The 26,865-nt window shown below is 71.1% G+C and carries 31 protein-coding genes and 1 pseudogene; 19 read left to right on the top strand and 13 right to left on the bottom strand.

The window, feature by feature from the left end; genetic code table 11:
• The first annotated feature begins 277 nt into the window (after positions 1 to 277).
• The 11 genes from ABH937_RS22845 to ABH937_RS22795 all read left to right on the top strand — a co-directional run bounded on the left by ABH937_RS22845 (position 278) and on the right by ABH937_RS22795 (position 9,790).
• Positions 278 to 451, top strand: coding sequence for a hypothetical protein (locus tag ABH937_RS22845; RefSeq protein ID WP_280693042.1), 174 nt, complete (start codon positions 278 to 280; stop codon positions 449 to 451).
• Positions 448 to 891, top strand: coding sequence for a hypothetical protein (locus ABH937_RS22840; RefSeq protein WP_280693043.1), 444 nt, complete (start codon positions 448 to 450; stop codon positions 889 to 891). The genes ABH937_RS22845 and ABH937_RS22840 overlap by 4 nt, the downstream gene beginning before the upstream one ends.
• A 360-nt stretch (positions 892 to 1,251) precedes the next feature.
• Positions 1,252 to 1,557: an urease subunit gamma gene (locus tag ABH937_RS22835; RefSeq protein WP_280693044.1), complete on the top strand. Its 306-nt coding sequence runs from the start codon at positions 1,252 to 1,254 to the stop codon at positions 1,555 to 1,557.
• 54 nt (positions 1,558 to 1,611) lie between these two features.
• Entirely contained in the window at positions 1,612 to 2,484 is an 873-nt protein-coding gene (locus ABH937_RS22830; protein WP_280693045.1) for a CbiX/SirB N-terminal domain-containing protein, read from the top strand.
• 59 nt (positions 2,485 to 2,543) lie between these two features.
• A complete protein-coding gene (locus ABH937_RS22825) occupies positions 2,544 to 2,999 on the top strand; it encodes an urease subunit beta (RefSeq protein ID WP_280693046.1) in 456 nt (151 codons plus the stop codon).
• The gene (gene ureC, locus ABH937_RS22820; RefSeq protein WP_280693047.1) at positions 2,999 to 4,723 is read left to right on the top strand and encodes an urease subunit alpha; all 1,725 of its coding nucleotides are present in this window, start codon (positions 2,999 to 3,001) and stop codon (positions 4,721 to 4,723) included. The genes ABH937_RS22825 and ureC overlap by 1 nt, the downstream gene beginning before the upstream one ends.
• Positions 4,720 to 5,415 (top strand): urease accessory protein UreF, encoded by a 696-nt coding sequence (locus tag ABH937_RS22815; RefSeq protein WP_280693048.1) that lies wholly within the window; start codon positions 4,720 to 4,722, stop codon positions 5,413 to 5,415. The genes ureC and ABH937_RS22815 overlap by 4 nt, the downstream gene beginning before the upstream one ends.
• Before the next feature lie 38 nt (positions 5,416 to 5,453).
• Entirely contained in the window at positions 5,454 to 6,074 is a 621-nt protein-coding gene (gene ureG / locus ABH937_RS22810; protein ID WP_280693049.1) for an urease accessory protein UreG, read from the top strand.
• Positions 6,071 to 7,006, top strand: a complete 936-nt coding sequence (locus ABH937_RS22805; RefSeq protein WP_280693050.1) for an urease accessory protein UreD — start codon at positions 6,071 to 6,073, stop codon at positions 7,004 to 7,006. The genes ureG and ABH937_RS22805 overlap by 4 nt, the downstream gene beginning before the upstream one ends.
• A gap of 67 nt (positions 7,007 to 7,073) precedes the next feature.
• Positions 7,074 to 8,450: an ammonium transporter gene (locus ABH937_RS22800; RefSeq protein ID WP_280693051.1), complete on the top strand. Its 1,377-nt coding sequence runs from the start codon at positions 7,074 to 7,076 to the stop codon at positions 8,448 to 8,450.
• On the top strand, positions 8,450 to 9,790 hold the full coding sequence (locus ABH937_RS22795; protein ID WP_280693052.1) for an ammonium transporter: 1,341 nt from the start codon (positions 8,450 to 8,452) through the stop codon (positions 9,788 to 9,790). Before ABH937_RS22800 ends, ABH937_RS22795 begins: the two co-directional genes overlap by 1 nt.
• A 110-nt stretch (positions 9,791 to 9,900) precedes the next feature.
• Here the strand turns inward: ABH937_RS22795 and ABH937_RS22790 are convergent, their stop codons facing one another.
• The 3 genes from ABH937_RS22790 to ABH937_RS22780 form a co-directional block, all read right to left on the bottom strand.
• Positions 9,901 to 10,677 carry a thioesterase II family protein gene (locus tag ABH937_RS22790; protein WP_370219265.1) on the bottom strand — a complete coding sequence of 259 codons (777 nt, stop codon included), beginning with the start codon at positions 10,675 to 10,677 and terminating at the stop codon, positions 9,901 to 9,903.
• 92 nt (positions 10,678 to 10,769) lie between these two features.
• Complete coding sequence (locus tag ABH937_RS22785) at positions 10,770 to 10,985, bottom strand: MbtH family protein (protein ID WP_280693054.1); 216 nt, start codon at positions 10,983 to 10,985, stop codon at positions 10,770 to 10,772.
• A 51-nt stretch (positions 10,986 to 11,036) separates the two neighbouring features.
• Positions 11,037 to 11,285 (bottom strand): hypothetical protein, encoded by a 249-nt coding sequence (locus ABH937_RS22780; RefSeq protein WP_370219264.1) that lies wholly within the window; start codon positions 11,283 to 11,285, stop codon positions 11,037 to 11,039.
• 77 nt (positions 11,286 to 11,362) lie between these two features.
• Here ABH937_RS22780 and ABH937_RS22775 point away from each other — a divergent pair, with 77 nt between their 5' ends.
• The gene (locus ABH937_RS22775; RefSeq protein WP_370219263.1) at positions 11,363 to 12,544 is read left to right on the top strand and encodes a GNAT family N-acetyltransferase; all 1,182 of its coding nucleotides are present in this window, start codon (positions 11,363 to 11,365) and stop codon (positions 12,542 to 12,544) included.
• A 105-nt stretch (positions 12,545 to 12,649) separates the two neighbouring features.
• On the opposite strand, the gene ABH937_RS22770 is transcribed toward ABH937_RS22775, so the two are convergent.
• Both ABH937_RS22770 and ABH937_RS22765 read right to left on the bottom strand, forming a co-directional pair.
• Complete coding sequence (locus tag ABH937_RS22770; protein WP_370219262.1) at positions 12,650 to 13,495, bottom strand: metallophosphoesterase; 846 nt, start codon at positions 13,493 to 13,495, stop codon at positions 12,650 to 12,652.
• 263 nt (positions 13,496 to 13,758) lie between these two features.
• Positions 13,759 to 14,610, bottom strand: a complete 852-nt coding sequence (locus ABH937_RS22765; RefSeq protein ID WP_370219261.1) for a carbon-nitrogen hydrolase family protein — start codon at positions 14,608 to 14,610, stop codon at positions 13,759 to 13,761.
• A gap of 8 nt (positions 14,611 to 14,618) precedes the next feature.
• On the opposite strand from ABH937_RS22765, the gene ABH937_RS22760 reads away from it, so the two are divergent.
• The 3 genes from ABH937_RS22760 to ABH937_RS22750 all read left to right on the top strand — a co-directional run bounded on the left by ABH937_RS22760 (position 14,619) and on the right by ABH937_RS22750 (position 16,162).
• Positions 14,619 to 15,356: an arylsulfatase gene (locus tag ABH937_RS22760; protein WP_370219260.1), complete on the top strand. Its 738-nt coding sequence runs from the start codon at positions 14,619 to 14,621 to the stop codon at positions 15,354 to 15,356.
• Positions 15,357 to 15,449: 93 nt separating this feature from the next.
• Positions 15,450 to 15,764, top strand: coding sequence for a muconolactone Delta-isomerase family protein (locus ABH937_RS22755; protein WP_370219259.1), 315 nt, complete (start codon positions 15,450 to 15,452; stop codon positions 15,762 to 15,764).
• Complete coding sequence (locus ABH937_RS22750; protein WP_370219258.1) at positions 15,764 to 16,162, top strand: nuclear transport factor 2 family protein; 399 nt, start codon at positions 15,764 to 15,766, stop codon at positions 16,160 to 16,162. The genes ABH937_RS22755 and ABH937_RS22750 overlap by 1 nt, the downstream gene beginning before the upstream one ends.
• A gap of 27 nt (positions 16,163 to 16,189) precedes the next feature.
• On the opposite strand, the gene ABH937_RS22745 is transcribed toward ABH937_RS22750, so the two are convergent.
• Together ABH937_RS22745 and ABH937_RS22740 are read right to left on the bottom strand one after the other, a co-directional pair.
• Positions 16,190 to 17,158: a 2-hydroxyacid dehydrogenase gene (locus ABH937_RS22745; RefSeq protein ID WP_370219257.1), complete on the bottom strand. Its 969-nt coding sequence runs from the start codon at positions 17,156 to 17,158 to the stop codon at positions 16,190 to 16,192.
• Between the two features lie 55 nt (positions 17,159 to 17,213).
• Positions 17,214 to 17,786 (bottom strand): annotated as a pseudogene (locus ABH937_RS22740) (GNAT family N-acetyltransferase).
• Positions 17,787 to 17,943: 157 nt separating this feature from the next.
• Here ABH937_RS22740 and ABH937_RS22735 point away from each other — a divergent pair.
• Positions 17,944 to 18,597, top strand: a complete 654-nt coding sequence (locus tag ABH937_RS22735) for a class I SAM-dependent methyltransferase (RefSeq protein ID WP_280693063.1) — start codon at positions 17,944 to 17,946, stop codon at positions 18,595 to 18,597.
• Between the two features lie 22 nt (positions 18,598 to 18,619).
• Here the strand turns inward: ABH937_RS22735 and ABH937_RS22730 are convergent, their stop codons facing one another.
• The 3 genes from ABH937_RS22730 to ABH937_RS22720 all read right to left on the bottom strand — a co-directional run bounded on the left by ABH937_RS22730 (position 18,620) and on the right by ABH937_RS22720 (position 20,076).
• A complete protein-coding gene (locus ABH937_RS22730; protein WP_370219256.1) occupies positions 18,620 to 18,748 on the bottom strand; it encodes a hypothetical protein in 129 nt (42 codons plus the stop codon).
• Between the two features lie 109 nt (positions 18,749 to 18,857).
• Positions 18,858 to 19,328, bottom strand: coding sequence for a cyanase (gene cynS / locus ABH937_RS22725; protein ID WP_370219255.1), 471 nt, complete (start codon positions 19,326 to 19,328; stop codon positions 18,858 to 18,860).
• Between the two features lie 145 nt (positions 19,329 to 19,473).
• On the bottom strand, positions 19,474 to 20,076 hold the full coding sequence (locus tag ABH937_RS22720) for a carbonic anhydrase (protein ID WP_370219254.1): 603 nt from the start codon (positions 20,074 to 20,076) through the stop codon (positions 19,474 to 19,476).
• A 125-nt stretch (positions 20,077 to 20,201) separates the two neighbouring features.
• Here ABH937_RS22720 and cynR point away from each other — a divergent pair, with 125 nt between their 5' ends.
• The 3 genes from cynR (at position 20,202) to ABH937_RS22705 (ending at position 23,422) form a co-directional block, all read left to right on the top strand.
• Entirely contained in the window at positions 20,202 to 21,128 is a 927-nt protein-coding gene (cynR, locus tag ABH937_RS22715; protein ID WP_370219253.1) for a transcriptional regulator CynR, read from the top strand.
• A 309-nt stretch (positions 21,129 to 21,437) separates the two neighbouring features.
• Positions 21,438 to 22,934, top strand: a complete 1,497-nt coding sequence (locus tag ABH937_RS22710; protein ID WP_280693118.1) for an SDR family NAD(P)-dependent oxidoreductase — start codon at positions 21,438 to 21,440, stop codon at positions 22,932 to 22,934.
• Entirely contained in the window at positions 22,928 to 23,422 is a 495-nt protein-coding gene (locus tag ABH937_RS22705; RefSeq protein WP_370219252.1) for an NUDIX hydrolase, read from the top strand. The genes ABH937_RS22710 and ABH937_RS22705 overlap by 7 nt, the downstream gene beginning before the upstream one ends.
• A gap of 43 nt (positions 23,423 to 23,465) precedes the next feature.
• Here ABH937_RS22705 and ABH937_RS22700 read toward each other — a convergent pair whose 3' ends face one another.
• The 3 genes from ABH937_RS22700 to ABH937_RS22690 all read right to left on the bottom strand — a co-directional run bounded on the left by ABH937_RS22700 (position 23,466) and on the right by ABH937_RS22690 (position 26,785).
• Positions 23,466 to 23,942 carry a (2Fe-2S)-binding protein gene (locus ABH937_RS22700; protein WP_280693069.1) on the bottom strand — a complete coding sequence of 159 codons (477 nt, stop codon included), beginning with the start codon at positions 23,940 to 23,942 and terminating at the stop codon, positions 23,466 to 23,468.
• Between the two features lie 59 nt (positions 23,943 to 24,001).
• The gene (locus ABH937_RS22695; RefSeq protein ID WP_370219251.1) at positions 24,002 to 26,305 is read right to left on the bottom strand and encodes a molybdopterin cofactor-binding domain-containing protein; all 2,304 of its coding nucleotides are present in this window, start codon (positions 26,303 to 26,305) and stop codon (positions 24,002 to 24,004) included.
• 126 nt (positions 26,306 to 26,431) lie between these two features.
• Positions 26,432 to 26,785, bottom strand: a complete 354-nt coding sequence (locus ABH937_RS22690) for a MazG-like family protein (RefSeq protein WP_370219250.1) — start codon at positions 26,783 to 26,785, stop codon at positions 26,432 to 26,434.
• Positions 26,786 to 26,865 lie beyond the last annotated feature (80 nt).

The following is a 26,865-nucleotide window of genomic DNA, read 5'->3' as shown; positions in this document are numbered from 1 at the left end:
ATGCGCACCCGGTTCGCGCATTCCCTGGTGCTCACCTACGCCCTGCCGCCGCGGGTGCTCACGCCGCTGTTGCCACCCGGGTTCACCCTGGACGTGCGCGGGTGCCCGCGCCCGCTGGTTCGCTCGCCGCCCGCCCAGAGCGCCTGCCGGGCGGCTCCGGTGTGCGGGACACGGTCCTCGCCGTCTTCGCCGCACACGAGTTGCGCGACCGCTCGACCGCGAGGCGCTGTTCGCCGAGTGCGCCCGAGTGCTGCGCCCAGGCGGCACGCTGATCCTGGTGGAACACCTGCGCGACGCGGCGAACACGGCCGTGTACGGGCCTGGTGCCTGGCACTTCCTGCCCCGCTCCGAGTGGCTGCGGCTGGCCTACGGCGCCGGGTTGGTCGAGGCGGGCGAGCGCCGGATCGGCGGGTTCGCCACCGCCTTCGCGCCGCGGAAGCGGCATCGATGAATCAGCTGCTCGAGCAACTGACCACGATCGATACCCAACTGCGCTTGGTGGGCGTCGCGTTGGTGGCGGTCGGGCTCTGGCACGCGGTGTTGCCCAGGGTCATCGGCTGGCCGGCCGACCTGGCCGGCAACAGTCTGACGACTCGTCAAGTCGCTTATGTACACCTGTTCTTCATCGGTTTGACCTGCGTGCTGCTGGGCCTGCTCCCGCCGCTGCCGAGCCGTGAGCTGCTGGCCGGGACGCCGCTGGGCACCGCACTACTGAGCGGGCAGACCGTCTTATGGGGCACCCGCCGGCTCTTCGAGTTCGCCGTCTTCTCACCCAGGCTCTGGCGCGGCGACCGGTTGCGAACGGCGGGGCACCTCGTGCTTTCCGGGCTGTGGACCTGGGTCACCGGGGTCCTCGTGGTCGCACTGGTCCACACCACAGCCGGACACTGACGGCGGAGCCGACGAACCACACCCTCCCCGGGCCGCCGGTCGACACCCGGAGTTCCGCCGGGAGTTCCACCGGGAGCGCCGCACACCCTGTGATCGGGGTGCGGCGCTCTGTCGCGCCCGGCGCGTCCGGTGGCAAAGAGATGGCCAAACCTCTCAAAAGAAGGCCAAGCCTTTCAACAACATGTTGACGATCCCCGCAGGTCGCTCTACGTTTCTCCCATTCGTAACAAATATTCCACATAGTGGAATCGTCAAGCTGCTTGGATTCCCGGCACGACGACGCACCCGGTACCCCCACCCCGAAGCCTCGGTTCGTCGGACCCTGCACCTGCTCGCCCCCGCATCCGGAAGGACTGCTCCATGAATCTCGCCCCACGGGAGATCGACAAGCTCTACGTCTACGTGGTGGCCGATCTCGCGCGCCGGCGCCGCGATCGCGGGGTCAAGCTGAACTACAGCGAGGCCGTCGCCCTGATCAGCGAGGCGATCCTGGAGTCCGCCCGGGACGGCCGGACCGTCGCCGAGTGCATGGAGGTCGGCAAGAAGATCGTCACCGCCGACGAAGTGATGCCCGGCGTGCGGGAGATGCTGCCGCTGCTGCAGATCGAGGCCGCCTTCGTGGACGGCACCAAGCTGGTCTCCTGCCACGATCCGGTCGGTGCCTGAGCCATGCCGGACGCCGTGCCGGATCCCGTGACGCGAGCCGTGCAGCGAACCGTCATGCCGCCCTCGACGGGAACGTCGACCGGAACGTCGACCGCAGCCGTCCCGCCCGCCTCGGTGCTGCTGGTCGGCGGGCACGAGAGCGGCGCGGCGAGCCGGCTGCGGCCGCTGGTCGAGGACGCGATCGCCGTCAGCGCGGTCGGCGTGGGCCGGGACCTGGCGGCCGCCGTCAGCCAGGCACTGGCCGGCTCGGACCGTCCGGTCTGCGTGCTGCCGATGACGCTGGGACGCGATCCCCGGCTGGTCGCCGACGCCGCCCGGACGCTGCGCTGGCTGGCCGGGCCGGCCGGGCAAGGGCGGCTGGCGCTCTGCGATCCGTTCGGCTCCCCCGCCCACCTGGTCGGCTGGCTGCGCGCCGCCGCCGGGCGCGCGCTCGGCACCGAAGCCGCCGAAAGCAGCGGACCCGCCGAAACCATCGGAGCCACCGGCACCGACGACGCGGCCGTGCTGGTGACCGCACCCGTCGCCGGGCCGTTCGAGGACGCCGAGCTGTTCCGGATCGCCCGGCTGGTGCGCCAGTACCGGACCCACCGCTGGGTGGAGGTCGCCTTCGAGGGCGGCGATCCGAACCTCGCCGAGGGGGTCGAGCGCTGCCGCCGGCTCGGCGCGCGGCGGATCGTGCTGCTCCCCGCCGGCTTCGGCCCGGCTCCCACGGTGCCGGGCGCCGAGGACGGCGGGCCGCTGCTCTCGGCGCGGGCGGTGGCCGGCGTGCTGCGAGCCCGGGTCGCCGTCGCGCTGGACCGGCTGCGCCACGGCGAGGACGGCATCGCGGCCGGACTGAACGCCGAGCACGGGCACGGCTTCCCGCACTCGCACGGACCGGCCGACGGGCACGCGCACCCGCACGCCGGCACCGCCCACCACCACTGACCCCCACCAGCTCCCCCGCTCCCCCTCCCCCCACTTCACCGCCGAAAAGAGATCACGCCATGTCAGGCAGGCCTGCGTACCTGTACGGAGACGATCCGGTCGAGATCAACGCCGGCCGCGCCAAGGTCAGGCTCACGGTCAGCAACACCGGCGATCGCGCGGTCCAGGTCGGGTCGCACTACCACTTCTTCGAGGTGAACCGTGCCCTGGACTTCGACCGCAACCAGGCCTTCGGCATGCACCTGGACCTGCCGGCCGGCACCGGCGTGCGGTTCGAGCCCGGCGACACCCGGGAGGTGGAGCTGGCCGCCTACGCCGGCCACCGCCGGCTGATCGGCTTCAGCTCGCTGGTGGACGGCGGGCTCGGCTCCGCCGACACCCGGGCCAGGGCGCTGCGGCGCGCGGTGGAGTTGGGCTTCACCGGCGCCCGGGCGGAGTCCGCACAGGACCAGCGGCAGGACCAGCAGCAGGACACGGCCCAGGCTCAGGCCGCGGCCCAGAAGGGCGAACTCTGATGGCGATCATCCCCCGCAGGCAGTACACCGACCTGTTCGGCCCCACGGTCGGCGACCGCTTCCACCTCGCCGACACCAACCTGGTGGTCGAGGTCGAACGGGACCACAACCAGGGCCACTACGGCGACGAGGCCGTCTACGGCGGCGGCAAGGGCATCCGCGACGGGATGGCCCAGGACCCGGCGGCCACCAGCCTGCAAGGCGCGCTCGACCTGGTGATCACCAACGTGGTGGTGATGGACCCGGTGCTCGGCATCGTCAAGGGCGACATCGGCGTCAAGGACGGGTTCATCACCGCCGTCGGCAAGGCGGGCAACCCGCGGCTGCAGAGCGGGGTGCACCCGAAGCTGGTGATCGGCCCGGGCACCGAGGTGATCTCCGGCGAGCACCTGATCGCCACGGCCGGCGGCATCGACACCCACATCCACTTCATCGCCCCGCAGCAGGTCCAGGAAGGCCTGACCAACGGCATCACCACGCTGATCGGCGGCGGCACCGGCCCGACCGACGGCACCAACGGCACCACGTGTACGCCCGGTCCGTGGAACATCGGCCGGATGTACCAGGCGGTGGAGGAACTGCCGGTCAACGTCGGCCTGCTCGGCAAGGGCAACGCCTCGCTGCCCGAGGCGCTGCGCGAGCAGGTGGAGGCGGGCGTCTGCGGCCTGAAGGTGCACGAGGACTGGGGCACCACGCCGGCCGCGATCGACACCGCGCTCAAGGTGGCCGACGAGTACGACGTCCAGGTGGCGATCCACACCGACACGCTCAACGAGTCCGGCTTCTACGAGGACACCCTGTCGGCGATCGACGGCCGCACCATCCACACCTTCCACACCGAGGGCGCGGGCGGCGGCCACGCGCCGGACATCATGCGGATCGCCGGGGAGCCCAACGTCCTTCCCTCGTCGACGAATCCGACCCTGCCCTACACCGTCAACTCGATCGACGAGCTGCTCGACATGGTGATGGTCTGCCACCACCTGAGCCACCACATCCCCGAGGACGTGTCGTTCGCCGACTCCCGGGTGCGGTGCGAGACGGTGGCGGCCGAGACGGTGCTCCACGACGAGGGCGTGATCAGCATCTTCTCCTCGGACTCGCAGGCGATGGGCCGGATCGGCGAGTCGTTCACCCGTGCCTTCCAGACCGCGCACCACTGCAAGGAGCAGCGCGGCAAGCTGGCCGGCGACAGCGAGCGCAACGACAACTTCCGGGTGCTGCGCTACCTGGCCAAGCTCACCATCAACCCGGCCATCGCCTCCGGCACCGCCGAGTACATCGGCTCGCTGGAGCCCGGCAAGCTCGCCGACATCGTGCTCTGGCCGATCAACTCCTTCGCTGCCAAGCCCAAGTTGGTGATCAAGGGCGGCATGGTCAACTGGGCGCTGATGGGCGACCCGAACGCCTCGCTGCCGACCACCCAGCCGATCTACTACCGCCCGATGTACGGCGCGCTGGGCAAGGCCCGGCAGGCCACCCGGGTCTCCTTCATGTCGCAGGCGGCCGTCGACCGCGGAGCGCCCGCCGAACTCGGCCTGGACAGCCGGGTGTTGCCGGTCCGGCACTGCCGCACGGTGGGCAAGCAGCACATGGTGCGCAACGACGCCACGCCGCGGATCGAGGTGGACCCGGAGACCTACAAGGTCACCCTGGACGGCGTGCCGGCCACCATCGCGCCGGCCGAGAGGCTGCCGCTCAACCACCTCTTCTACATCGCATGACCGCCACCGCGCTCGACACGCTGCTGGTCAGCCTCCAGCTGACCGACTCCGCCTTCCCCAGCGGCCTCTACACCCTCTCGCACGGCCTGGAAGGCTTTCTGCAGGCCAAGCAGGTGGACCAGGAGACCATGCCGGAGCTGCTGGCCGACCTGCTGCACCACTCGGTCGGCCCGGCGGACGCCACCGCGCTCGCGCTGGCCAACCGGGCGGCCACGGCCGGGGACTGGGCGGACGTGGTCGAAGTGGACCAGCGGCTGTTCGCGAGCAAGCTCAACCGCGAGCTGCGGCTGGCGGCCACCCGGACCGGGCGGCAGATGCTGGACACCGCCCAACTGGCGCTGGGCGGCGAGGCTTTGGACCGCTATGCCGAGCTGGTGAGCGCCAAGCGCTCGCCCGGTTGCCAGGCGGTGGCCGCAGGAGTGGCGTACGCGGCCGGCGGGGTGGCGACCGAACAGGCGGTGGCGAGCGACCTGTTCGCCTTCGCGGTCAGCTTCGTCTCCGCCGCGCTGCGGCTGCGGCTGACCGATCACCGGCGGGCGCAGACCACGCTGCGCGGACTCGCTCCGGTGATCAAGGAGGTCACCGAGGCGGCACTGCACCGCGAACTCGCCGACCTGGGCGGCTGCGTGCCGATCGCCGACGCCATGTCGGCTCGCCACGAGCGGGCCGACGGTCGGATGTTCGCCTCCTGACGAAGCGTCAGATCAAGATCAGAGGAAGAAGGCAGGCTATGACGGACGACGTGCTGCGGGTGGGCATCGCCGGCCCGGTGGGCTCCGGGAAGACGGCGCTGATCGAGGCCCTGGTGCCGGTGCTGATCGCCCGGGGCCGACGCCCGGCGGTGGTCACCAACGACATCTACACCCAGGAGGACGCCCAGCACGTGCGCCGCAACCTGGCCGGAGTGCTGGATCCCGAGCGGGTGGTGGGCGTGGAGACCGGCGCCTGCCCGCACACGGCCGTCCGCGACGACCCGACGATGAACCTGGCGGCCGGGGCCGAACTCCTGGAGCGCTTCCCGGACATCGACACGCTGCTCTACGAGTCGGGCGGCGACAACCTGACGCTGACCTTCAGCCCGGCCCTGGTCGACATGTTCTTCTTCGTGCTGGACACCGCCGAGGGCGAGAAGATGCCCCGCAAGCGCGGCCCGGGCATCACCGACTCGGACGTGCTGGTGATCAACAAGGTGGACATCGCCCAGTACGTCCGCTGCGACGTCGGCGTGATGTCCGCCGACGCGGACCGGGTCCGCGAGGGCCGCCCGGTGGTGCTCACCAACAGCCTGACCGGTGACGGCATCCAGCAGGTCGCCGACCTGCTGGAGGGCTACCGCAAGGTGCCCGCGTGACGGTCCGGCTGGCGCCCGCCCACTACGAGCCGGCCCGTGTCCCCGCCCAGGTGCGGCGGTACGCGGGCCGGCCGGACGCGCTCGGCGTCGGCGCGCCCGGCAAGGTCGGCCTGCTCGAACTCGGCTTCGAACGAGTCGGCGGCCGAACGGAGTTGGTGAGCCACTACCAGAAGTCGCCGCTGCAGATCATGCGGCCGCTCTACTTCGACCCGGCCCGCCCCGACCTGGCGATCACCTATCTGATGTCCACCGGCGGCGGCATCGTGCAGGCCGACCGGCTGCGCCTGGACCTGGACTGCGGCGCCGACACCGCGGTGCACCTGACCACCCAGGCGGCCACCAAGGTCCACCGGATGGACGCCGACTACGCGACCCAGCAGGTCTTCCTGACCGCCGCGGCGGACGCCTACGTCGAGTACCTGCCCGAGCCGACCATCCCCTACCGCGACTCGCGGTTCTACCAGCGAACGGTGATCACGGCCGACCCCTCGGCCACCGTGCTGGCCGCCGAGACCGTGCTGGCCGGGCGACTGGCCCGCGGTGAGCGCAACGCCTACCAGGTGTTCGCCGCGGACCTGGAGTGGCGGCGGCCGGACGGACGGCTGTTCGCGCTGGACACCGTGCGGCTGGAGCCGGGCGGCCCCGCCGCCGGGGTCACCGGGCCGGCCGTGCTGGGCCGTTACGACCTGGTCTCCAGCTTCTTCGTGGTGACCCCGCTGGCCACGGCCACCGCGGTCGCCGACGCACTGCACGACGCGCTGGCGGGCAGCGGCCTGCTCTACGGCGTGAGCGTGCTGCCCGAGGACACCGGCGCCTGGCTGCGGGTGCTGGGCGGCGACTCCCCCGCCGTCACCGCGGCCGTGCTGCGCACCTGGCACGCCGTGCGCCAACTGTTGATCGGCGTCCCGGCTCCGGTGATCCGCAAGTCCTGACCCCCATAAGCCCCCGCTTCCGGCACCGTCCCAATCCCCTGTCCCCGTCCCCCCAGAGAGACTCCGGATGCCTACCTCAATCGATACGGGCAACACCGCCTGGCTGATGGCGAGTACCGCGATGGTGCTGCTGATGACGCCCGGCCTCGCCTTCTTCTACGGCGGCATGGTCAAGACCAAGCACGTGCTCGTGATGCTGAAGATGAGCTTCGTCTGCCTGGCCATCGTCACCCTGCTCTGGCTGGCGATCGGCTACAGCCTCGCCTTCGGCAAGGACGTCGGCGGGCTGGGCCTGATCGGCACCCCCGAGCACTGGATGATGCACGACATCGGGATGACCAGCGTGCAGGGCAGCACGGGCATCCCGACCGTGATCTTCTCCTGCTTCCAGATGGCCTTCGCAATCATCACCGTGGCGCTGATCAGCGGCTCGATCGCCGGTCGGGCGACCATGCGCGGCTGGGTCTGGTTCGCGATCGCCTGGACCCTGCTGGTCTACGTGCCGCTGGCGCACTGGGTGTTCGCCCCGGACGGCTGGGTGCCCGCGCACCTGGGCGCGCTGGACTTCGCCGGCGGCCTGCCGGTCGAGATCAACTCCGGTGCGGCCGGCCTCGCGGTGGCGATCGTGGTGCGCAAGCGCAAGGACTTCGAGCGGGAGACCATCCGCCCGCACAACCTGCCGCTCGTGGTGATCGGCCTGGCGCTGCTCTGGTTCGGCTGGTTCGGCTTCAACGCCGGTTCCGCGCTGCAGACCGGCGGCACCGCCCCGATGGCCTTCCTCAACACCCAACTCGCCGCCGCCGGCGCGATGGTGGGCTGGCCGCTGATCGAGAAGTGGAAGCTCGGCCACGTGGAGATGCTCGGGGTGGCCGGCGCGGCCGTCGCGGGCATGGTGGCGATCACCCCGTCCTGCGGTGAGATCTCCCCGATCGGCGCGCTGGCGGTCGGCTTCATCGCCGGTGTGGTCTGCGCGTTCGCGATCAACTTCAAGTACAAGATGGGCTACGACGACACCCTCGACGTGGTCGGCGTGCACGGCTTCGGCGGCATCGTCGGCACCGTGGCCATCGGCCTGTTCGCCACCGTTCAGATGAGCGGCAAGAAGGGCCTGTTCTACGGCGGCGGCGTCGACCTGCTCTGGCGCCAGGCCGTTGCGGTCGTCGCCTGTGCGGCGTTCTCCTTCGCGGCCACCTGGCTGATCGCCAAGGTGATCGAGAAGACCGTCGGCTTCCGCGCGAACGAGGAGTACGAGCACGTCCCCGGCCAGGAGGAGGAGCAGGCCTACGACGACGAGACCGTCTCCGAGATCCGTTCGCGCCTGATCCAGGCCCGCGTTCCGGTGACCGTCGGCGCGCAGGGCGCCGACGTCGATGGCGCCGCTGCCGACCACCAGTTGCTCGCCGAGCTCCGCGAGGTGCTGGTGCGGCGGGATCAGGAGAAGTGATGCTCGACTCGGGCAATTCCGCCTGGTTGATGATGGCCGCCGCCATGGTCCTGTTGATGGCGCCTGGCCTGGCCTTCTTTTACGGCGGCATGGTGAAGACCGGTCAGGTCATCGCCATGCTCAAGATGTGCTTCGTCTGCGTGGTCCTGGTGACCATCATCTGGTTCACCGTCGGCTACTCGCTCGCCTTCGACAAGGACGCCGGCGGGCTCGGCCTGATCGGCGGCGTGAACCACCTGTTCATGTCCGGGGTCGGGATGGACAGCGCGACCGCGGGCGTGCCGACCGTGGGCTTCTCGGTCTTCCACATGTCCTTCGCGATCGTGACCGTCGCGCTGATCAGCGGCTCGGTGGCCGGGCGGGCGACGATGCGCGGCTGGATCGCCTTCGTCTGCGCCTGGACGCTGCTGGTCTACATCCCGACGGCGCACTGGGTGTTCTCGCCCGACGGCTGGGTCGCCAAGCAGGTCGGCGCGGTCGACTTCTCCGGCGGCACGGTCGTCGAGCTGAGTTCGGGCGCGGCCGGCCTGGCGCTGGCCCTGGTGGCCGGCAAGCGGCAGGACTTCGAGCGGACCAAGATCCGCCCGCACAACCTGCCGCTGGTCGTGGTCGGGCTGTCGCTGCTCTGGTTCGGCTGGTTCGGCTTCAACACCGGCTCCTCGCTGGGCACTCCGGGCGCGGCCGCGATGGGAGTGATGAACACCCAGCTGGCCGCCGGCGCCGCGATGGCCGGCTGGGCGCTGACCGTCTGGCTTCGGGCCCGCAAGGTCGGACTGCTCGACATGTGCATGGGCGCGGTCACCGGGATGGTCGCGATGACCCCGCTGGCCGGCGGCGTCAGCCTGGCCTGGGCCACCGTGATCGGCTTCCTGGCCGGCCTGACCTGCGCCTTCGCGATCAGCTGGAAGTACCGCTTCGGGGTGGACGACACCCTGGACGTGGTCGGCATCCACGGCTGGGGCGGCCTGTTCGGCATGGTGATGGTGGGACTCGCGGCCACCGGTGCGATGACCGGCAAGAAGGGCGTGTTCTACGGCGGCGGTTGGGACCTGCTGGGCAAGCAGCTGGTGGCGGTCCTGGTGCTCGGGCTCTTCTCACTCGGGATGACCGCGCTGATCGGCAAGGTCGTGGACCTCACCGTGGGCCTGCGCCAGCAGAGCGCGGCCGAGGAGCACGAGCAGGTCTACCAGAACGACTGGGACGCCCAGTTCAAGGAGATCGCGGACGCCCTGCGGGGCAGCGACGAGAAGGACCCGGCGCAGTCCGGACCGGATGCGAGCGCACTGCTGGAGCAGGTGCGCCGGATGCTCGCGCCGGACGAGCAGCGGCTGCCCGACTGAGCGAGCGCGGCACGAGGACGAGGCGGCCGTCCGGGGCTCGGGCCCTGGGCGGCCGCCTCGCGTCCGTGCACCTCACGTCCACACGCGGGGTGCCCTGCGCCGGGCGTCGGTCAGCCGGGGGTCGCGGCGAGGTCGGAGGTGACGGCGGCGAGCACCTGGTCCTGCGACTCGCCGGTGAGGAAGAAGTGCCCACCGGAGAACATCCGCACCGAGCTGCCCGCACTGGTGGTGGCCGACCAGCGGTCCAGGTCGGCGGCCGCGACGGTGTCGTCCAGCCCGGCCAGGACCGAGACCGGTATGTTCAGCGCCGGGCCGGTCGGCGGCTCGGCGTGGTAGCCCGCGCAGATCGCGAAGTCGGCGCGCAGCGTCGGCAGGATGAGGTCCAGCAGATCGGGCTGGGTCAGCACCTCTTCAGGCGTGCCGCCCATCTCGCGCAGGTCCTCGACCAGTTCGTCGTCCGACCAGGCCTCCCGGCCCGGCTTGCGCGAGCTCGAGCCCGGCCCCGGGCAACCGCTCACCAGCAGGCGACCCGGCAGGCGGTCACCGTGCTCGGCCACCGCCCGGGTGACGCCGTAGGCGAGCATCGCGCCCATGCTGTGGCCGAAGAACGCGTACGGCCGGTCCAGCCGGGGCCGCAGCACCGCGTGCGTCTGCGCGACGGCCTCCCGGTAGTCGGTCAGGCAGGGCTCGCCCAGCCGCCCCTCGCGGCCCGGCAGCTGGACGGCGAGCAGTTCGACGTCCGCCGGCAGCAGCTTGGCCCAGCTGCGGTACAGGTACGCCCCGGCCCCGGCCGGGTGGAAGCAGATCAGCCGGAGGCGAGCCTGCGGGCGCGGGGCCAGCGGGCGGATCCACGCGTCGGCGGAGGAGGAGATGGGCTGCAGTGACATGGCGGAAGCCTTTCAGGTATCGGCGTGCGTAGGCAAAGGGCCCGGGCCGATGATCGGCCCGGGCCCCGCCCGTCGGAAAGCGCTTGCCCGCCCTAGTTCGACTCGGCCATCGCGCGGATCAGGCTGGCCGGGCGCATGTCCGTCCAGTTGGCCTCCACGTGGTCGAGGCAGGCCTGGCGGCTGTCCGGGCCGTGCGCGGCGGTCCAGCCGGCCGGCACCTCGGCGAAGGCGGGCCAGAGCGAGTGCTGGTTCTCCTCGTTCACCAGCACCAGGTAGCTGCCGTCAGCGTCCTCGAACGGGTTCGCCATGGTCTTCGTTTCCTCTCTGTACTTCTGAACTTCTGAGCTTCTGAAGGGCGGTCAAGGGTGGTCGTGCTCGGTCGTGCTCACACCCGGGGCGGAGGGTAGCGTCATGTCATCATGGGTGCAGTCGACCCCGGTGACCCGCAACTCGCCGGTGCGGTGCTCGCGCCACACCTCGGCGGCAGGTGCACAGTCGGACCGACCATGATCGGCGCGGAAGAACGGCAGATCGCCGCCGCATGGCTTCGGGGTGAACTTGTCCAACAGGCTTGCACCATCCGTCAAAGCCGCGACCACCGCGTCCACCTGGTTTGGAATCCCCGGCGCGTCCGCACGACCTCCCTGACACGCCCTCATTCCCGCTCGACCGTACAGGGAGTGCTGTGGCGCCCTGCGTACAGTGGCCTGCGGGGCCCTGCTGCGCGGGCCGTATCGGAGATCGGAGCTGGGGGGCTCTGGATGATGCAGAAGAGAGCCAGGCGCGAGCGGCGGGGGCTGTCGCAGGCAGGGATCCGCGACCATCGATGCACAACACAAACCTTGGAGAGGCTTTCGTGAGTTTCCAGATCAGGCCGTTCGACACGGAGACGGCTTCCGACCGTGAACTCTCCGAATATCATCTCGCACGGGCCGCAGCCTGGCAGCTCGAATCCCCCGAAGATCCACCGGTCACCTACGAAGCCGCGGTCGGTCGGCTGCGCACGCCGTGGCCGAGCGATGGGGAGTGCCGGTACTGGGCCGGCTACGTGGATGGTGTCCTGGTCGGGCTGGGCAAGCTCTCGTTGCCGGGCGCCGAGAACAGCGGGATCGCGCAGACCGAGGTGACGGTGCATCCCGACTTCCGGCGTCAGGGGATAGGTACCGAGCTGCTGCGGGCGCTCATGCTCGCGGTGCGGGATTCGGGGCGGCCGACGGTGAACGGCAGTGCGCTGAAGGCTGGTTCCTCCGGCGCCGCGTGGGCGGGCCGCCTCGGCTTTCGGGTGGTGAACCGCACGGTGATCCAGGAACTTGTCATCAATCAGACGAAGCCGGAACTCTGGGACGTGCCGGTTCCCGACGGCTACCGCCTGACCAGCTGGGTCGGTTCGATTCCGGAGGAGCTGATCGCGTCGTACGCGGTCGCCAGGCAGGCGGTGCAGGACGCGCCGCTGGGCGAGTCCAGTATCCGGCTCCCCCGTTGGGACCCGGCTCGGATCCGCAGGGAGGAGCGGGAGTTGGCCGAGCAGGGTACCGAGGAGCGGGTGGTGGTCGCGATCCAGCAGGCGACCGGCGAGGTCATCGGGGTCAGCGGGATCCTCACCTACGCCTACCGTCCGGAGAGCTCCTTCGTGAACGAAACCTCCGTGGTGGCGACACACCGCGGGAACGGCCTCGGTCGGGCGATGAAGGCGGCGATGATGCGCCAACTCATCGTCGAGCGACCGCAGGTGCGGCGGGTCGTGACGAGCACCAACGCGGACAACGTCCACATGATCGCGGTGAACGACGCGATCGGGTACCAGATCCTCCGCCGTCTGATCTGGGTGGAGGCGACCCCGGACGTGCTGACCGAGGCACTGCGTTGACCGAACGTCCGCCCTGACGGCCGGCAACCAGCCCTGCGGGCCGTCAGGACGTCTGCATGCGCAGGCACGTGGGGCACGGCGTTACAGCACTCATCTGATGGAACGTCAGGAGCGTTCTCCCGGACCGGAGTCCGGGAAGACCCGGCGCGGTCCCTGCGGCCCGCCGCGCGGCCGCCACTCGCGCGGGTAGCCCACCGAGACCTCCTCGAAGCGGATGTCGTCGATCCGCAGGGTCCGGGGGATGTGCAGGTGCCCGTAGACCGCGACCGCCGCGCGGTACTTGCGGTGCCAGTCGGCGGTGCGCTCGGTGCCGCACCACTGCGCGAACTCCGGGTAGCGCAGCACCAGCGTGGGCTCGCGGCGCAGCGGGAAGTGGCTGACCAACACCGTAGGCAGCGCGGGGTCGAGTTCGGCCAGCCGTCGCTCGGTCACCGCGATCCGTGCGTCGCACCACTCCTCCCGGCTCGCGTACGGGTCGGGGTGCAGCAGCTTCTCGTCGGTGCAGACGATCCCGGTCTCGTGGGCGTAGGCCAGCCCCTCCTCCTTGGTGTGCGTACCCGGCGGCCGGAAGGTGTAGTCGTACAGCACGAAGAGCGGCACCACGCTGACCGGTCCGCCCGCGCCGCGCCAGACCGGATACGGGTCCTCCGGCGTCTGGACGTCCAGGCTCCGGCAGAGCTCGACCAGCGCCAGGTACCGGGCCTCGCCGCGCAGTTGGACCGGGTCGTCGGGCGGGGTCCACAGTTCGTGGTTGCCTGGCGCCCAGATCACCGCGGCGTAGCGCTCGCGCAGGCCCCGCAGGGCCCACTCGATGTCGCTGAACCGCTCGCCGACATCGCCGGCCACGATCAGCCAGTCCTGTGCCGATGTGGGCCGGAGCTGCTCGACGAACTCGCGGTTCTCCCGGTAGCCGACGTGCAGGTCACTGATCGCGAACAAGGTGCCGGTCAAGCCGTTGCCTCCTTCAACACGGCCGGCTGTGCACCCGCAGGGAGCGCGGCGAGCAGCCGGCGGGTGTACGGCGCCGCCGGAGCGGTGAAGACCGCCACCGCCGGGCCGTTCTCCACGACCCGCCCATTCTCCATGACCGCCGCCGGTCGCTCAGGTGATCCACGCCGCCCAAGCCGTGCGAGTCGAGGAGCAGCGCATGTCGGCCGCCGCGCCGCACGTCATGCCGTATGCCGCACGTCACGCCGTATACCGGGCCGACAGGTTCAGAAGCGGGTGCGATCCGCGCTACGCGGGTCGACGACGCGACGAGCTTCGTAGATCTGGCCGGCGCGGGCCAACTCGCGCCAAGGGCCTGCCTTGTTCAACGCGACGTCGAGGCTCGGGTCGGTCCGGTCGAGGTCCACGCAGACCATTGCCGTCGTGCCGTCGGCTGGGCAGCGGTCCAGCCAGGAGCCGTGCGGGCCGATCACGCCTGCGGCCATGGCGGCGCTGCACTGTGCCGGGACGGAGGCGCTGATCCAGAAGGTCTGGGAGGCCGCGTGCCCGCGTGCCAGCACGTCGAACACCGGGTCTTCGGAAAAGGAGGAGAACAGGACGCAGTCGACGCCCAGTTCGCGGTACTCGATGAAGAGCTCTGGGAAGTTGACCTCGATGCACAGGGTGCAACCGAACCGGAAGCCGTCGATGTCGAAGGTCAACGGCGCGAACCCGGGTGAGTACCAGCCGGTGATCTCCGTGTGGGAGCACCGGCGCTTGTCGTAGCGGCCGATCAACCGGCCCTCGTCGGAGATCACGTACAAGCTGTTGTGGGGCCGATTGGGCGGGGTCAACTGGTGGCCTGCGCCCACCACGACCCAGAGCCCGAGATCGGCCGCCGACTCGGCGGTGAGCTCCAGTTGGTCCCGCACCGACTCCCAGTCGATGCGCCAACCCGCCAGTGCCTCTTTGGCCTCGGCGCCCGAGGGATAGCCCGAGATCGCTCCCTCCGGGAAGTGCACGAGTCGGGCACCCGCGTCCCGCGCCTGCCCCATCAGTTCACGAACCGCCTCCCCGTTGGCCGACGGGTCACAGGTGACCGGGGTCTGAGCAACTGCTATCCGAATGCGGTCTGCCACACCGACCTTTGTACCCGATCGTCAGTGGAAAGGAGGGGCTCGCACGCCTGGACTACGGCATCATCGGCACCATGGTCACCATCGGCTTCCTGCACACCTCCGACGTCCACCCGGCCACCTTCCGCGCCCTGGTGGTGGAACTCGCGCCGCAGGTGACGGACCACCACCTGGTGGACGAGTCGCTGCTGTCCGACGCCCGCGCCGGGCGCCCGTACACGGAACGGCTGCGGGCGCGGCTCGGCGAGCTGGCCGAGGCGGGCGCCGAGGTGATCATCTGCACCTGCTCCACCATCGGTGGCACGGCGGAGGAGTTGGCGCCGAACGTGCTCCGGGTCGACCGCCCGATGGCCGAGCAGGCCGCCCGGCACGACCGGATCGGCGTGCTGCACGCCGTCGAATCCACCCTCACCCCGACCCGCGCCCTGCTCATCGAGGCGGGGGCCGACCCGGCCGGCGTGCTGCCCGTGACCTGTCCGGGGGCCTGGGACCTCTTCGAGGCGGGCGACCTGCCCGGCTACTACGCCGCCGTCGCCGAGCGGATCCGCGCGGCGGCCGGCTCGGTGGACGTGATGGTGCTCGCCCAGGCGTCGATGGCACCGGCGCTCGACCTGCTCGACGAGGCGCCGGTCCCGGTGCTCAGCAGCCCTCGGTCGGCGGTGCGGCGCGCGCTCGGGCTGCCTGAGGGCGGGTCGGCTGCCGGGCGTCGGCGGACGCCGTCTGACGGCGCGCCCGGTTCGGGTGGATGATCCCACCGACACGCCGAAGCCGCCGCTACCGTCGTCAGTGCCCTGTCGTTAGTTGTCGGATATTCGGACATGACGTGCTGAGGAGAACCACCCATGGAGTTCCTGGTCGACATGGTGACCACCGTTCCGGAGGGCACCTCCGAGGAGGCTGTGGCGGAGATCCGGGCCCGGGAGGCAGTGCGATCACGGGAACTGGCAGCCCAGGGCAGCCTGCTGCGGCTGTGGCGTCCACCGCTCGCCCCGGGTGAGTGGCGGGCCTGGGGCCTGTTCAGCGCGCCCGACGCGGAGCGGCTGGAGCAGTTGCTGGCGTCGATGCCGCTGCGGGTGTGGCGGCACGACACGGTGACAGCGCTTTCCCCGCACCCGAGCGACCCCGGGGCCGGATCAGCCGGAGCGGGAGAACGCTGATGCCCACCACACCTGAGGATGAAGCGATCCTCGGCGACGTCCTCGACCGGTGGAAGACCGCCGTCGACGCGCACGAACCGCAGCGCGTAGCCCGCTGCTTCACCGAGGACGCGATCTTCCAGGGCCTGCACCCGTACGGCGTCGGGCGGCAGGGCGTCGCCGACTACTACGCCGCCCAGCCCCTCGGCATGACGGTCACCTACCGGATCCTCGAAACCAGGCGCCCGGCCGACGGCCTCGTCCTCGGCTATCTGAGTGTCGAGTTCTCCTTCACCGACGTCACCGGCGTCACCGGCGTCACCGACCAGCCCGCGCTGGACGTCTGGCTGAGCGTGCTGCTGACGCGCGCGGCGGACGGCTGGCTGATCAGCCACTACCAGGTCTCCCGGCTGGGGTGAGCGCTTTCCCCACCGCCACCGCCGGGGTCAGTCCCGCGGCATCACGTTCGCCAGCGGCTCGCCCTTGGCGAAGCGGGTCAGCTGAGCGGCGATCAGGCGGCGGGCACGGGGCAGGAAGGCGGAGGAACTGCCCCCGACGTGCGGGCTGATCAGCACGCCGGGCGCGTGCCAGAGCGGGTGGCCGGCGGGCAGCGGTTCGGGGTCGGTCACGTCCAGCGCAGCCCGCAGCCGCCCGGCGGTCAGTTCCGCGAGCAGCGCGTCCGTCACCACGACGGGGCCGCGCGCGACGTTGACCAGCAGCGCACCGTCCCGCAGCGCACCGAGGAAAGCGCTGTCCACCAGGCCCTTGGTGCCGGGTGAGAGCGGCACGGCCAGGATCACCACGTCCGCCTGGGGCAGCAGTTCCGGCAACTCGGCGAGCGCCCGCACCGGCCCGGCCGGCGTCGTACGCGCGCTGCGGGCCACCCGCAGCACCTCGCACTCGAAGGGCCGCAGCCGGGCCTCGATCGCCTCGCCGACCGAACCGTAGCCGACGATCAGCACCGTCTTGTCCGCGAGCGCCGGGTAGAAGCCGGAGCGCCACTCCTCGGCGTCCTGGCCCCGGACGAAAGCCGGGATGTCGCGCAGCGCGGCCAGCGTGAGCGCCACCGCCAGCTCGGCGGTGCTCGCGTCGTGCACCCCACGGGCGTTGCAGAGCACGGCACCGGCCGGCACGTGCGCGACGATGTCGTCCACTCCGGCGGTCTGCGTCTGCACCACCCGCAGCCGCTCCATCGCGGGCAGCAGCGGCAGCACCGTCCTGGTCCGCAGGTACGGGACGACCAGCAGCTCGACCCGCGCCAGCAACTCGCCCGGCGGCGGGCCCGGGTGACCGTCACACGCGACGCCGTCGAAGGTGTGCACCTCCAACCCGCTCGGCAGTCCCGGGATCTCCGCCGCCGGGTACGGCAGCAGCACCACGGGGTCGGACGGCAGGCCGGCGGGTTCAGTGCTCATCGGTGCCGCCGGCGGAGGCGGCGTCCCGGGCGTCATGGGCGTCATGACCCTGAATCTACCGAGCCGCAGTGAGCGCGGCCCACTCCCGGTCCAACAGGGACATCCGGACGGAGTCGACCCACTCGCCCTCATGCAGCAGCGTCTCGCGTTCAACCCCCTCGGAGACGAAACCGACCTTCTAGTACACTCGCCGGGCTCGCGGGTTGAACGCGTAGACGAAGAGCGAGATGCGGTGCAGTCCCAGCTGCTCGAAGCCGTGGCCGACGATCAGGCGGGTCGCCTCCGTCCCCAGGCCTCGGCCGCGCCCGGCAGGGCCGAGCAGAGTACGGAAGACGCAGCTGCGGTTGTGCGCGTCCCACTGGTTCAGCACCACCTCGCCCACCAGTTCGCCGGTGGCCCGGTCGACCACCGCCAGGTCGAGCCGGTCCGTGGCGTCGGCACGCGCGGCGTAGATGGTGCGCAGCCGCTGCTCGTCGAAGCTGAGGTGGGCCCCGCCGGTACACCTGCGAACCTCGGGGTCGGCCAGGATCGCGGCCATCGGCAGCCCGTCGGCGGCGGTGAAGGGGCGCAGCAGCACGCGCTCTCCGGTGAGTACCGGCTTGGTCGAGAAGTCGGGGATCGGCCGCATCGCCGCACCGTCGGTGATCATCTCGGGATTGTCGGCGATCATCTCGGAGGCAGGCAAGCGCTTTCGGAGCGGCTGGGCAACTGGGCGGGTGGACAGCCGGGCTGACGGCACGCCGGCGGCCGCGGCCGACTTCGCGCGCACGCTAATCTCCTCCCCCATGACTGACGACCCGTCCTACCAGGGCGCCACCCGGACCTTCTACGACACCGTCGCCGCCGAGTACCACGAGCGGTTCGGCCTGGAACTCGACACCAATCCGCTCGGCCGGGCGCTGCTCGACTCCTTCGCCGAGCAGGTGCGCAACGCCGGGTTCGGACCGGTCGCCGATCTCGGTTGCGGCCAGGGGCGGGTGACGGCGTACCTGGCCGCGCGCGGGGTGGACGCCTTCGGTATCGACCTCTCGCCCGGGATGATCGCGCAGGGTCGGCGGACGTACCCCGGGCTGCGGTTCGAGGTGGGCTCGATGACCGGGCTGGACCTCGCGGACGACTCGCTCGGCGGTGTCCTCGCGTGGTACTCGATCATCCACACGCCCGCGGACCGGCTGCCGCTGGTGCTCGCGGAGTTCCACCGGGTGCTCGCGCCGGGCGGTCAGCTGCTGGTGGCCTTCCAGGTGGGCGACGAGCCCCGGCACGTGGAGTGGCCCACGCTGCCGGTCTCGCTCGACTTCCAGCGCTGGACTCCGGAACGCGTCACCGAGTTGCTGGCCGAGGCCGGGTTCGCCGTGACGGCGCAGCTGGTGCGAGAACCCTACGGACACGAGAAGGTGCGGCAGGCCCACCTGCTGGCGGAGAAGCCGAACCGGACGTAGCGAGGGCCGGTTCGCGAGGCACCTACAGGCGCGGCAAGTGCCCTGCGGCGGCGAGGACCCGGCCGTCCTTGACGATGACGGTGGCGAAGGGGCGCCCGCCCTCCTCGACGTGGCGAAGGGCGAGGTCGATGGTGCGCTGTGCGAAGTCCATGCTGGTGCTCCTCGTGCTGCTCGGATCGAGTGCGCCTGCGGGTGCGATCCCGGCGGGCAGCCGCGCGGGCCGGCAAGGGCTGGGCGGCCCTCCCCGGCCTGCTCGCGGGTCAGAACGGCTTGGTGGGCAGGTACTTGCCGTCGAGGGTGATGACCGCGCGCTCGCCGCCCTCGGGGTCGGCGACCTTCTTCACGTCGAGCTTGAAGTTGATCGCGCTGATGATGCCGTCGCCGAGCTGCTCGTGGACCAGCGCCTTGAGGGTGGTGCCGTAGACCTGGAGCATCTCGTAGAAGCGGTAGATGGTCGGGTCGGTGGGAATGCCGCCGGGGATGCTGCCACGCAGCGGGATGCTCTGCAGCACCATCGCGTCGTCGGCGTCCAGGCCGAGCAGTTCGGCGACGGCCTTGGCCGAGGCCTCGGGCAGGGGGTGCTGGCCGAGGACGGCGGCGGTGACGAAGGCGACCGACAGGCCTGCGGCGTCCGCGATCTGCTGCCAGGTCAGGTCCTTGCGCATCTTGGCGTCGACGGCCTTGTTGGCCAGGGCCTGACGGACGGCGGGGTCGAACTGGGCGTGCACCATGAGGGGTTCCTTCCGGGTGTGCCGTTCACCGGGGATGAGGGGAACGGCAGGTTCTTGGGGGATGAGGGGGGTGAGGGGGTGGTCCCGGGCGGCGGAGCGGCAGGGGATAGGCGTAGGAGCCGGGATCAGTCGTAGGGGCCGGCGCTCAGGCCGCGAGGGCGGCCGGGCGGCCGGTGGCGTCGAGTTCGTCGACGGTACCGGCGGGGATGTCGTAGACCCAGCCGTGCAGGGTGACCGTGTCGGCGGCCAAGGCGCGGGCCACCGAGGGGTGAGTGGCGAGGTTCACCAGCTGGGCGCGCACGTTCTCCCGGACCAGCGCGTCCACCTTCGGTGCCCCGCCCTCGCCGGTGGCGCGGGCCCGGGAGGCGTCCGCGTGGCGCAGCCAGTCGGCGATGGCGGGCGCACCGCTCAGGTCGTGGTGCTCGGCGAGGGCGGTCATCGCGCCGCAGGCGGAGTGGCCGCAGACCACGATGTCGGTGACGTTCAGGACGGCGACGGCGTACTCGATGCTGGCTGCCACACCATCGGGGCCCGGGGTGTAGGCGGGGACCAGGTTCCCGGCGGTCCGGATGACGAACAGCTCGCCCGGCTCGCTCTGGGTGATCAGCTCCGGCACCACGCGGGCGTCCGAGCAGCTGATGAACAGGGTCGTCGGCCGGTGGGTCGCGGCCAGGTGGGCGAAGAGGTCCGCCTTGGCCGGGTAGACGTCCCGCTGGAAACGTGCGACGCCCTCGGTGAGGTCTTGCATGGTCCACTCCCTTCGGTGTTCGCCGGCCCCGTGGGGCTGACGAGATCCACCATGCATGACCTGTTCCTATAGTGTCCAAGACGCGCTGAGCATCATTCCCATTGCTGACATCTATAGTTATGGGTATGGCCCTGGAGCTCCGTCACCTGCGCTATCTGCTCGCCGTCGCCGAGCACGCCAACTTCACCCGCGCCGCCGAGGCGCTGCGCGTCTCACAGCCCACGCTGTCCCAGCAGATCAAGCAGCTCGAACGGCAGCTCGGCGTCCAGCTCCTCGATCGCACCGGGCGCACCGTCCGGCTGACCGACGCCGGCCAGACCTACACCCACTACGCCCGCCGCGCCCTGCAGGACCTGGCGGCGGCCGAGCGTGCGGTACTGGACATCCAGGACCTCTCCCACGGCGGCCTCCGCCTGGCGATGACCCCGACGCTCACCGCCTACCTGATCGGCCCGCTGGCGGCCGAGTTCCAGACCCGGCATCCGGGGATCGCTTTGGAGATCAGCGAGTTGACACAGGATCAGATCGAGGCGGCGCTCCTTGACGACCGGCTGGACCTCGGCTTCGCCTTCAGTGCCGAGCACCGGCCCGGGGTGGCCGCGCAGCCGCTGTTCAGCGAGACCCTCAGCCTCGTGGTCGGCGCCGCGCACCCGCATGCCGGCCGCCGGGAACCGCTGCCCATCGGCGAGCTGGCACAGCACCCGCTCGCCCTGCTCAGCCCCGACTTCGCCACCCGCGCCCACATCGACCGGCACTTCGCGGACCATGGCGTCCGGGCGCGCATCGCCGTGGAGGCCGACACCATTACCGCGCTCACCGAGATCGTCGGCAGAACCGCGCTCGCCACCGTGCTGCCGGACGCCCTCACGCGTGACGACCCGCGCCTGTGCCCCGTCCCGCTCGACCCGGCACTGCCCGCCCGCACCGTCGCCCTGCTCCGCCGGGGCACGGCGTACCGGAGCGCTGCCGCCCGCGCGTTCATCGAGGTCGCCGGTCGATGGGCTGGCGCGCTTGGCGGGACGGCTGGGCGGGGGCCGACTTCTGGGGGGTGAGGACGAGGGCAGGGAGGGGTGCGCCGGTGGCCGATAGGCGGTTTGCGGCTCTCGATAGCTGATGACAGATGACAGATTTTGAGATCTGTCATCTGTCATCGGCTATTAGCCATCGGCTAGCGGTCATCGGTCATCGGTCATCGGTCATCGGGATTCGAGCATCGAGATGACCGCGCCGTTTGGCCGTCCCCCGCCCACTCCGTACAGTTCACGGGGTACATCCCAACATCGGCGATCAAGGAAAGCGGCAACAGCATGACGACGGCAGCGGAGCAGCGGCACGACCGACAGGGGTCGATCGGCGATCCGATGCCGACCGACCAGGAGACGGTCACCCCCGCCGCTGACCAGTCCGCCGAGTACGGCCCCGGCCTCGACCCCGAGCGCCTGCGCCTCTGCCTCGACGTGCTCGCCGAGCTGGACGACCTCCCGGTCGACCACCCTGACGCCATCACCGTGCGCCGGGCCGTCGCGGGCATCTTCCGCACCGTGAAGCAGCGCCGCCGCCAGGAGACCCGCGCCGCGAAGAGCGCCAACGACCGCGCCGTGACCGCCCGCACCGCGACCGGCGCACCGGGCCGGATCGACGACGAGACGGCCGGCGTCTTCGGCCTGAGCACCCCCACCACCACCGAGATCGCCGGCATCCTGCAGCGCCCGCGCTCCTGCTACATCTGCAAGACCCGCTTCGTCGAGGTCGACGCGTTCTACCACCAGCTCTGCCCGTCCTGCGCCCGCTCCAGCCGGGCCCGGCGGGACGCGACGACCGACCTGACGGGCCGTCGGGCCCTGCTCACCGGCGGCCGCGCCAAGATCGGGATGTACATCGCGCTGCGCCTGCTGCGTGACGGTGCGCACACCACCATCACCACCCGGTTCCCGAAGGACGCGATCCGCCGCTTCACGGAGATGCCGGACAGCGCGGACTGGCTGCACCGTCTGAAGATCGTCGGCATCGACCTGCGCGACCCCGCCCAGGTGGTCGCGCTGGCCGACTCGGTGGCCGCCGAGGGCCCGCTGGACATCCTGATCAACAACGCCGCGCAGACCGTGCGCCGCTCCCCCGCCGCCTACGCCGAGCTGGTCGCCGCCGAGTCCGCGCCGCTGCCGGCCGGGCAGCTGCCCGCCAGCGAGGTGATCGGCGTCTTCGGCAGCGGCAGCGTCGACCGGCCCGCGCTCCCCGGGCAGGCGAGCGGCGAGCACGAAGCGCTCACCGCCCAGCAGGTGACCGCGCTCGCGCTGGTCACCGGTTCGGCCTCGCCGGCGCGGATCGAGGCCGGCACCGCGATCGACGCGGGCGGCCTGGTGCCGGACCTGGCCGACTCCAACAGCTGGGTGCAGACCGTCAACGAGGTCGACCCGATCGAGCTGCTGGAGGTGCAGCTCTGCAACTCCACCGCGCCGTTCATCCTGGTCAGCCGGCTGCGTAAAGCGCTCTCCGCCTCCCCGGCGCGCCGCAAGTACGTGGTGAACGTCTCCGCGATGGAGGGCCAGTTCAGCCGCGGTTACAAGGGCGCGGGCCACCCGCACACCAACATGGCCAAGGCCGCGCTCAACATGCTCACCCGCACCAGCGCCAAGGAGATGCTGGAGACGGACGGCATCCTGATGACCGCCGTGGACACCGGCTGGATCACCGACGAGCGGCCGCACCCGGACAAGATGCGGCTCGCCGAGGAGGGCTTCCACGCCCCGCTCGACCTGGTGGACGGCGCGGCCCGGGTCTACGACCCGATCATCCGCGGCGAGGGCGGCGAGGACCTGTACGGCTGCTTCCTGAAGGACTTCGAGCCCGCCGCGTGGTGACGCCCCTCCACCTGGTGACACCGCCCACCGCACCGCGCCCGCTGATCGGCGCCGGGGTGATCGTCCCCAGCACCGACGGGCGCGGCCTGCTGCTCGGCCGGCGCACCACCCCGGGCGAGCCGCCGACCTGGAGCCTGCCCGGCGGCAAGGTGGACCACCCGGGCGAGTCCTTCGAGCAGGCGGCGGCCCGCGAGCTGGCCGAGGAGACCGGGATCGAGCTGCCCGCCGAGCGGATGCGGGTGCTCGCCGTGATCCTGGACCATCTCGACGGCCGCCCCCGGCTGACCGCCGCCGTGCTCGCGCCGCCGAGCGATGCGACGGCCGTCGTCACCGAGCCGGAGAGCTGCGGGGGTTGGGAGCGGTTCGAGCTGGCGGAGCTGCCCGAGCCGATGTTCGGGCCCTCCGCCTGGGTCCTGGCGCACTGGCTGCCCGCCCCGGCCCCGCTGCCCGCAGGCGTCTTCAACTACCCCACCAGCACCGGGCGGTAGTCCCAGGCTCGGCGACGCCGCAGCGTGCGAATGTGACCGACCGTCAGAACTCCTTCGCCGCAGCCGTGATCGCCTCGCGGATCCGGTGGTAGGTGCCGCAGCGGCAGATGTTGCGGATCTCGTCGAAGTCGGCGTCACCGATCTCGTGGCCGGCCGCCCGGGCCTGTCGCACCTTGGCGACGGCGGCCATGATCTGGCCGGGCTGGCAGTAGCCGCACTGGGCGACGTCGTACGTCAACCAGGCCTCCTGCATGGGGTGCAGGTCCTTGCCGACGGTGGCGGGCAGGCCCTCGATGGTGGTGATCTCGTCGGTGGCCTGCACCGCGCTGACCGGCACCGAGCAGGGGTTGAAGGCCTTGCCGTTGATGTGGCTGGTGCAGGCCTGGCAGACGCCGAGTCCGCAGCCGTACTTGGGGCCGGTGACGCCGAGCACGTCGCGCAGCACCCAGAGCAGCCGCACGTCGTCATCGACCTCGGCGGTGACCTGCGTGCCGTTGAGGATGAAGGAGTGTTGGGGCACGGATGGGCTCCTAGACTTTCGAAACGCCGGTAGTAGACGCTGGTTGGCGCTGGTTGGCGCTAGTAGGCGCGGCTGAGGCCGTCGGTGGGGGACTGCGGAATCGGCGGCTCGGTGGGCAGCGGGACGAAGCCGAGCGGGGCGGTGTGGTTGATCGGGAAGCTGGTCGGCATCGTGCCGGTGGCCCGGCCGTACGCGCAGGCGACCGCGGCCATCGCACCGGCCACCGCCAACTCACCCGCGCCGCCGGGGACTCCGGTGGTCGGCGGCATCACGATGATCTGCAGCTCGGGCGGCGTGTTCCACTGCCTGGTGTAGAAGTACTCGTCCCAACTGCCTTCCTGGAACATCCCGTTCTCCAGGTGCAGGCCGGAGGTCAGGGCGACCGCGATGCCGTCCATGATGCCGCCCATCATCTGGGCCTCCAACCCCCGCGGGTTGACCGCGAGTCCGACGTCGACGGCGCAGACGACCTTGGTCACGCGCGGCCCGGTCCAGGCGTCCGGCACCTGTCGCCCGACCGTGGCGGGGGTGCAGTCGATCTCGGCCAGCACGGCCACGAAGCCGTGGTACTCGGGGTGCAGGGCGATGCCCTGCGCGGTGCCGGCCGGCATCGTCCGGCCCCAGTCACCCGCCTGCGCGACCTGGTCGAGGACAGCCTTGGCCCGGTCGTCCTTGAGGAACTGGCGGCGGAAGCGGTAGGCGTCCTGGCCCATCGCCGCGGCGAGCTGGTCGACCACCAACTCCTGTGCGCAGCGGACGTTGGGCGAGTAGATGCCGCGCATGCTGCCGGTGTTGAAGCCGTGGTCGACCTCGTTCAGCAACTGGGTGGTGACACCGAACTCGTAGGGGGTCTGCTGGGTGAGCTCGAACATCGTCTCGGAGAAGCCGAGGTCGGCCACCGGCAGCTTGGCGACCAGCGAGGTGATGATCTCGCCCAGGCCGTGGCCGAAGTCGGTGCCGACCGAGGTGTGCCGCTGCTCGAAGCTGATCACGTTGCCCAGCGAATAGGTGGCGCGCACCCGGGAGGTGGCCATCGGGTGGGCGCGGCCCTGACGGAAGTCGTCGGTGCGGTGCCACATCAGCTTGACCGGCTTGCCCATCGCCCGGGAGATCAGCGCGGCCTCGATCGCGGCGTCGTGGAAGAGTTTGCGGCCGAACGAGCCACCGCCCTGGGTGACGTGCACGGTGACGGCGGTGGGCAGCAGGCCGAGCGCCGCCGCGATGGTCTGCTGCGCGACGATCGGCGACTTCAGCGCGCCCCAGATCTCCGCCCGGTCCGCCCGTACGTCGGCGATCGCACAGTTGGGCTCCAGCGCGCTGTTGCTGGCGAAGTGGAAGGTGAACCGGGTGTCGACCTCCTGGGTGAGCAGCGGCAAGGGTGGTATCACCAGTGGCAGTTCGGCGACCAGCAGCTCCTGGAGCACGGTGGCGTCCGAGGCTCCCTCGGCAGTGCCGGGGCCCCAGGTCACCTGCAGCGCGCGGACGGCGTCGATGCACTGGCCGAAGGTCTGCCCGCGCACCGCGACGCCGGTGGCGACGGTCACCACGTCGGTGATGCCGGGCATCGCCTGTACGGCCGCCAGGTTCTGCACCGACCGGACGGTGCCGTTGATCGTCGGCGGGCGGCAGACCATGGTCGGCAGCGCACCGGGCACGCTCAGGTCCATCGCGAACTGCTTGCGCCCGGTGACCGCGTCCAGCGCGTCGACCCGGTTCTGCGGCGTGCCGATGACGCTGAACCGCGCGGCCGGCTTGAGTCCGACCGAGACCAGCACGGTGGTCTGGCTGGCCGCCGCCACCGCCAGCGCGCCGTAGCCGATGCTCGCACCGCTCGCCGAACTCACCACGCCCGCACTGGTGGTCAGCGTCGAGACCGCGACACCGAGCTGGGCCGCCGCCGCCTGCAGCAGCCGCTGCCGGGCGATCGCGGCGGCCGCCCGGATCGGGGTGTAGGTGGAGATCGTGGTGTTCGAGCCGCCGGTCAGCTGGTTGAAGAGCAGTTCGGGGCGCGCGTCCGCGAGCGTCACCCGCACCCGGTCCAGCGGCAGGTCCAGTTCCTCGGCGATCAGCATCGCGCTGGAGGTGGTCACGCCCTGGCCGACCTCAGCGCGCGGCAGCGCGAAGGAGGCCGTGCCGTCGGTGTTCAGCTGAATGCTGATCAGGTTCGCGGTGGGCAGCGCCGCGTCCGTGAGCAGGTCGTTCAGGTCGTACACCTCGGCCGGCTCGGGCAGCGAGGGGATCGCGGCCTCGGCCCGCTCGGGCGCCGCCACCTCCCCGAGCTGCGCCGCCACCGTGAGCGTGGAGGCCGCGAGCACGTAGCCCAGGAACCTCCGCCGCCCCAGCGAGTGATCCTGATCACCCATCAACTGTCCTCTCCCCGGCATCGTCGCGAAGCGCGAGCCTGCCACATCCCCACCGGCGCCACCACGCCGACCCTACCGCCGAGTAGCTCACGGCGGCGCAACGGCCGCTACGGCTCAAGGTGCGGCTCAGGGCTGATCCAGGGCGGGGGCCTGGGCGTGGGTCTGGGCGTGGGCCTGGGACCGCTGGTGGATGCGCCGGATCGTCGTGGACAGCTGCCGCTCGGGGTCCGGGCTGAACCGGTGCAGGGCGACCATCGCGCTGACGATCACGTCGCACAGCTCGTCCGCCACCTGCTGCTCGGTGTGCGTCACGCCCTTGCGCGGGTTCTGGCCCTGCAGACCGATGTACGCCCCCACCACCTCCCCCGCCTCCTCGGTGAGCTTCATCAGCCGCATCGCGGTCTCGTGCGGGCCGGTGCCGTTGGCGCGGTCGAGCCAGGCGACGAGTTGACGAACCGTCTGCCAGTCCTCGGCGGTCATCAGCGTGTTGCTCCTTCCTGCCCCGCCGCGAAGCTGGGACATCCTTCGAGAAGTCTGGTAAATCTCGTCGTGTGCATGCG

The organism is Kitasatospora sp. GAS1066B (assembly GCF_041262605.1).
Classification (GTDB): Bacteria; Actinomycetota; Actinomycetes; order Streptomycetales; family Streptomycetaceae; genus Kitasatospora.
Note: the sequence above shows the minus strand (reverse complement) of the source record. Positions and strands in the feature narration are given on the sequence as shown.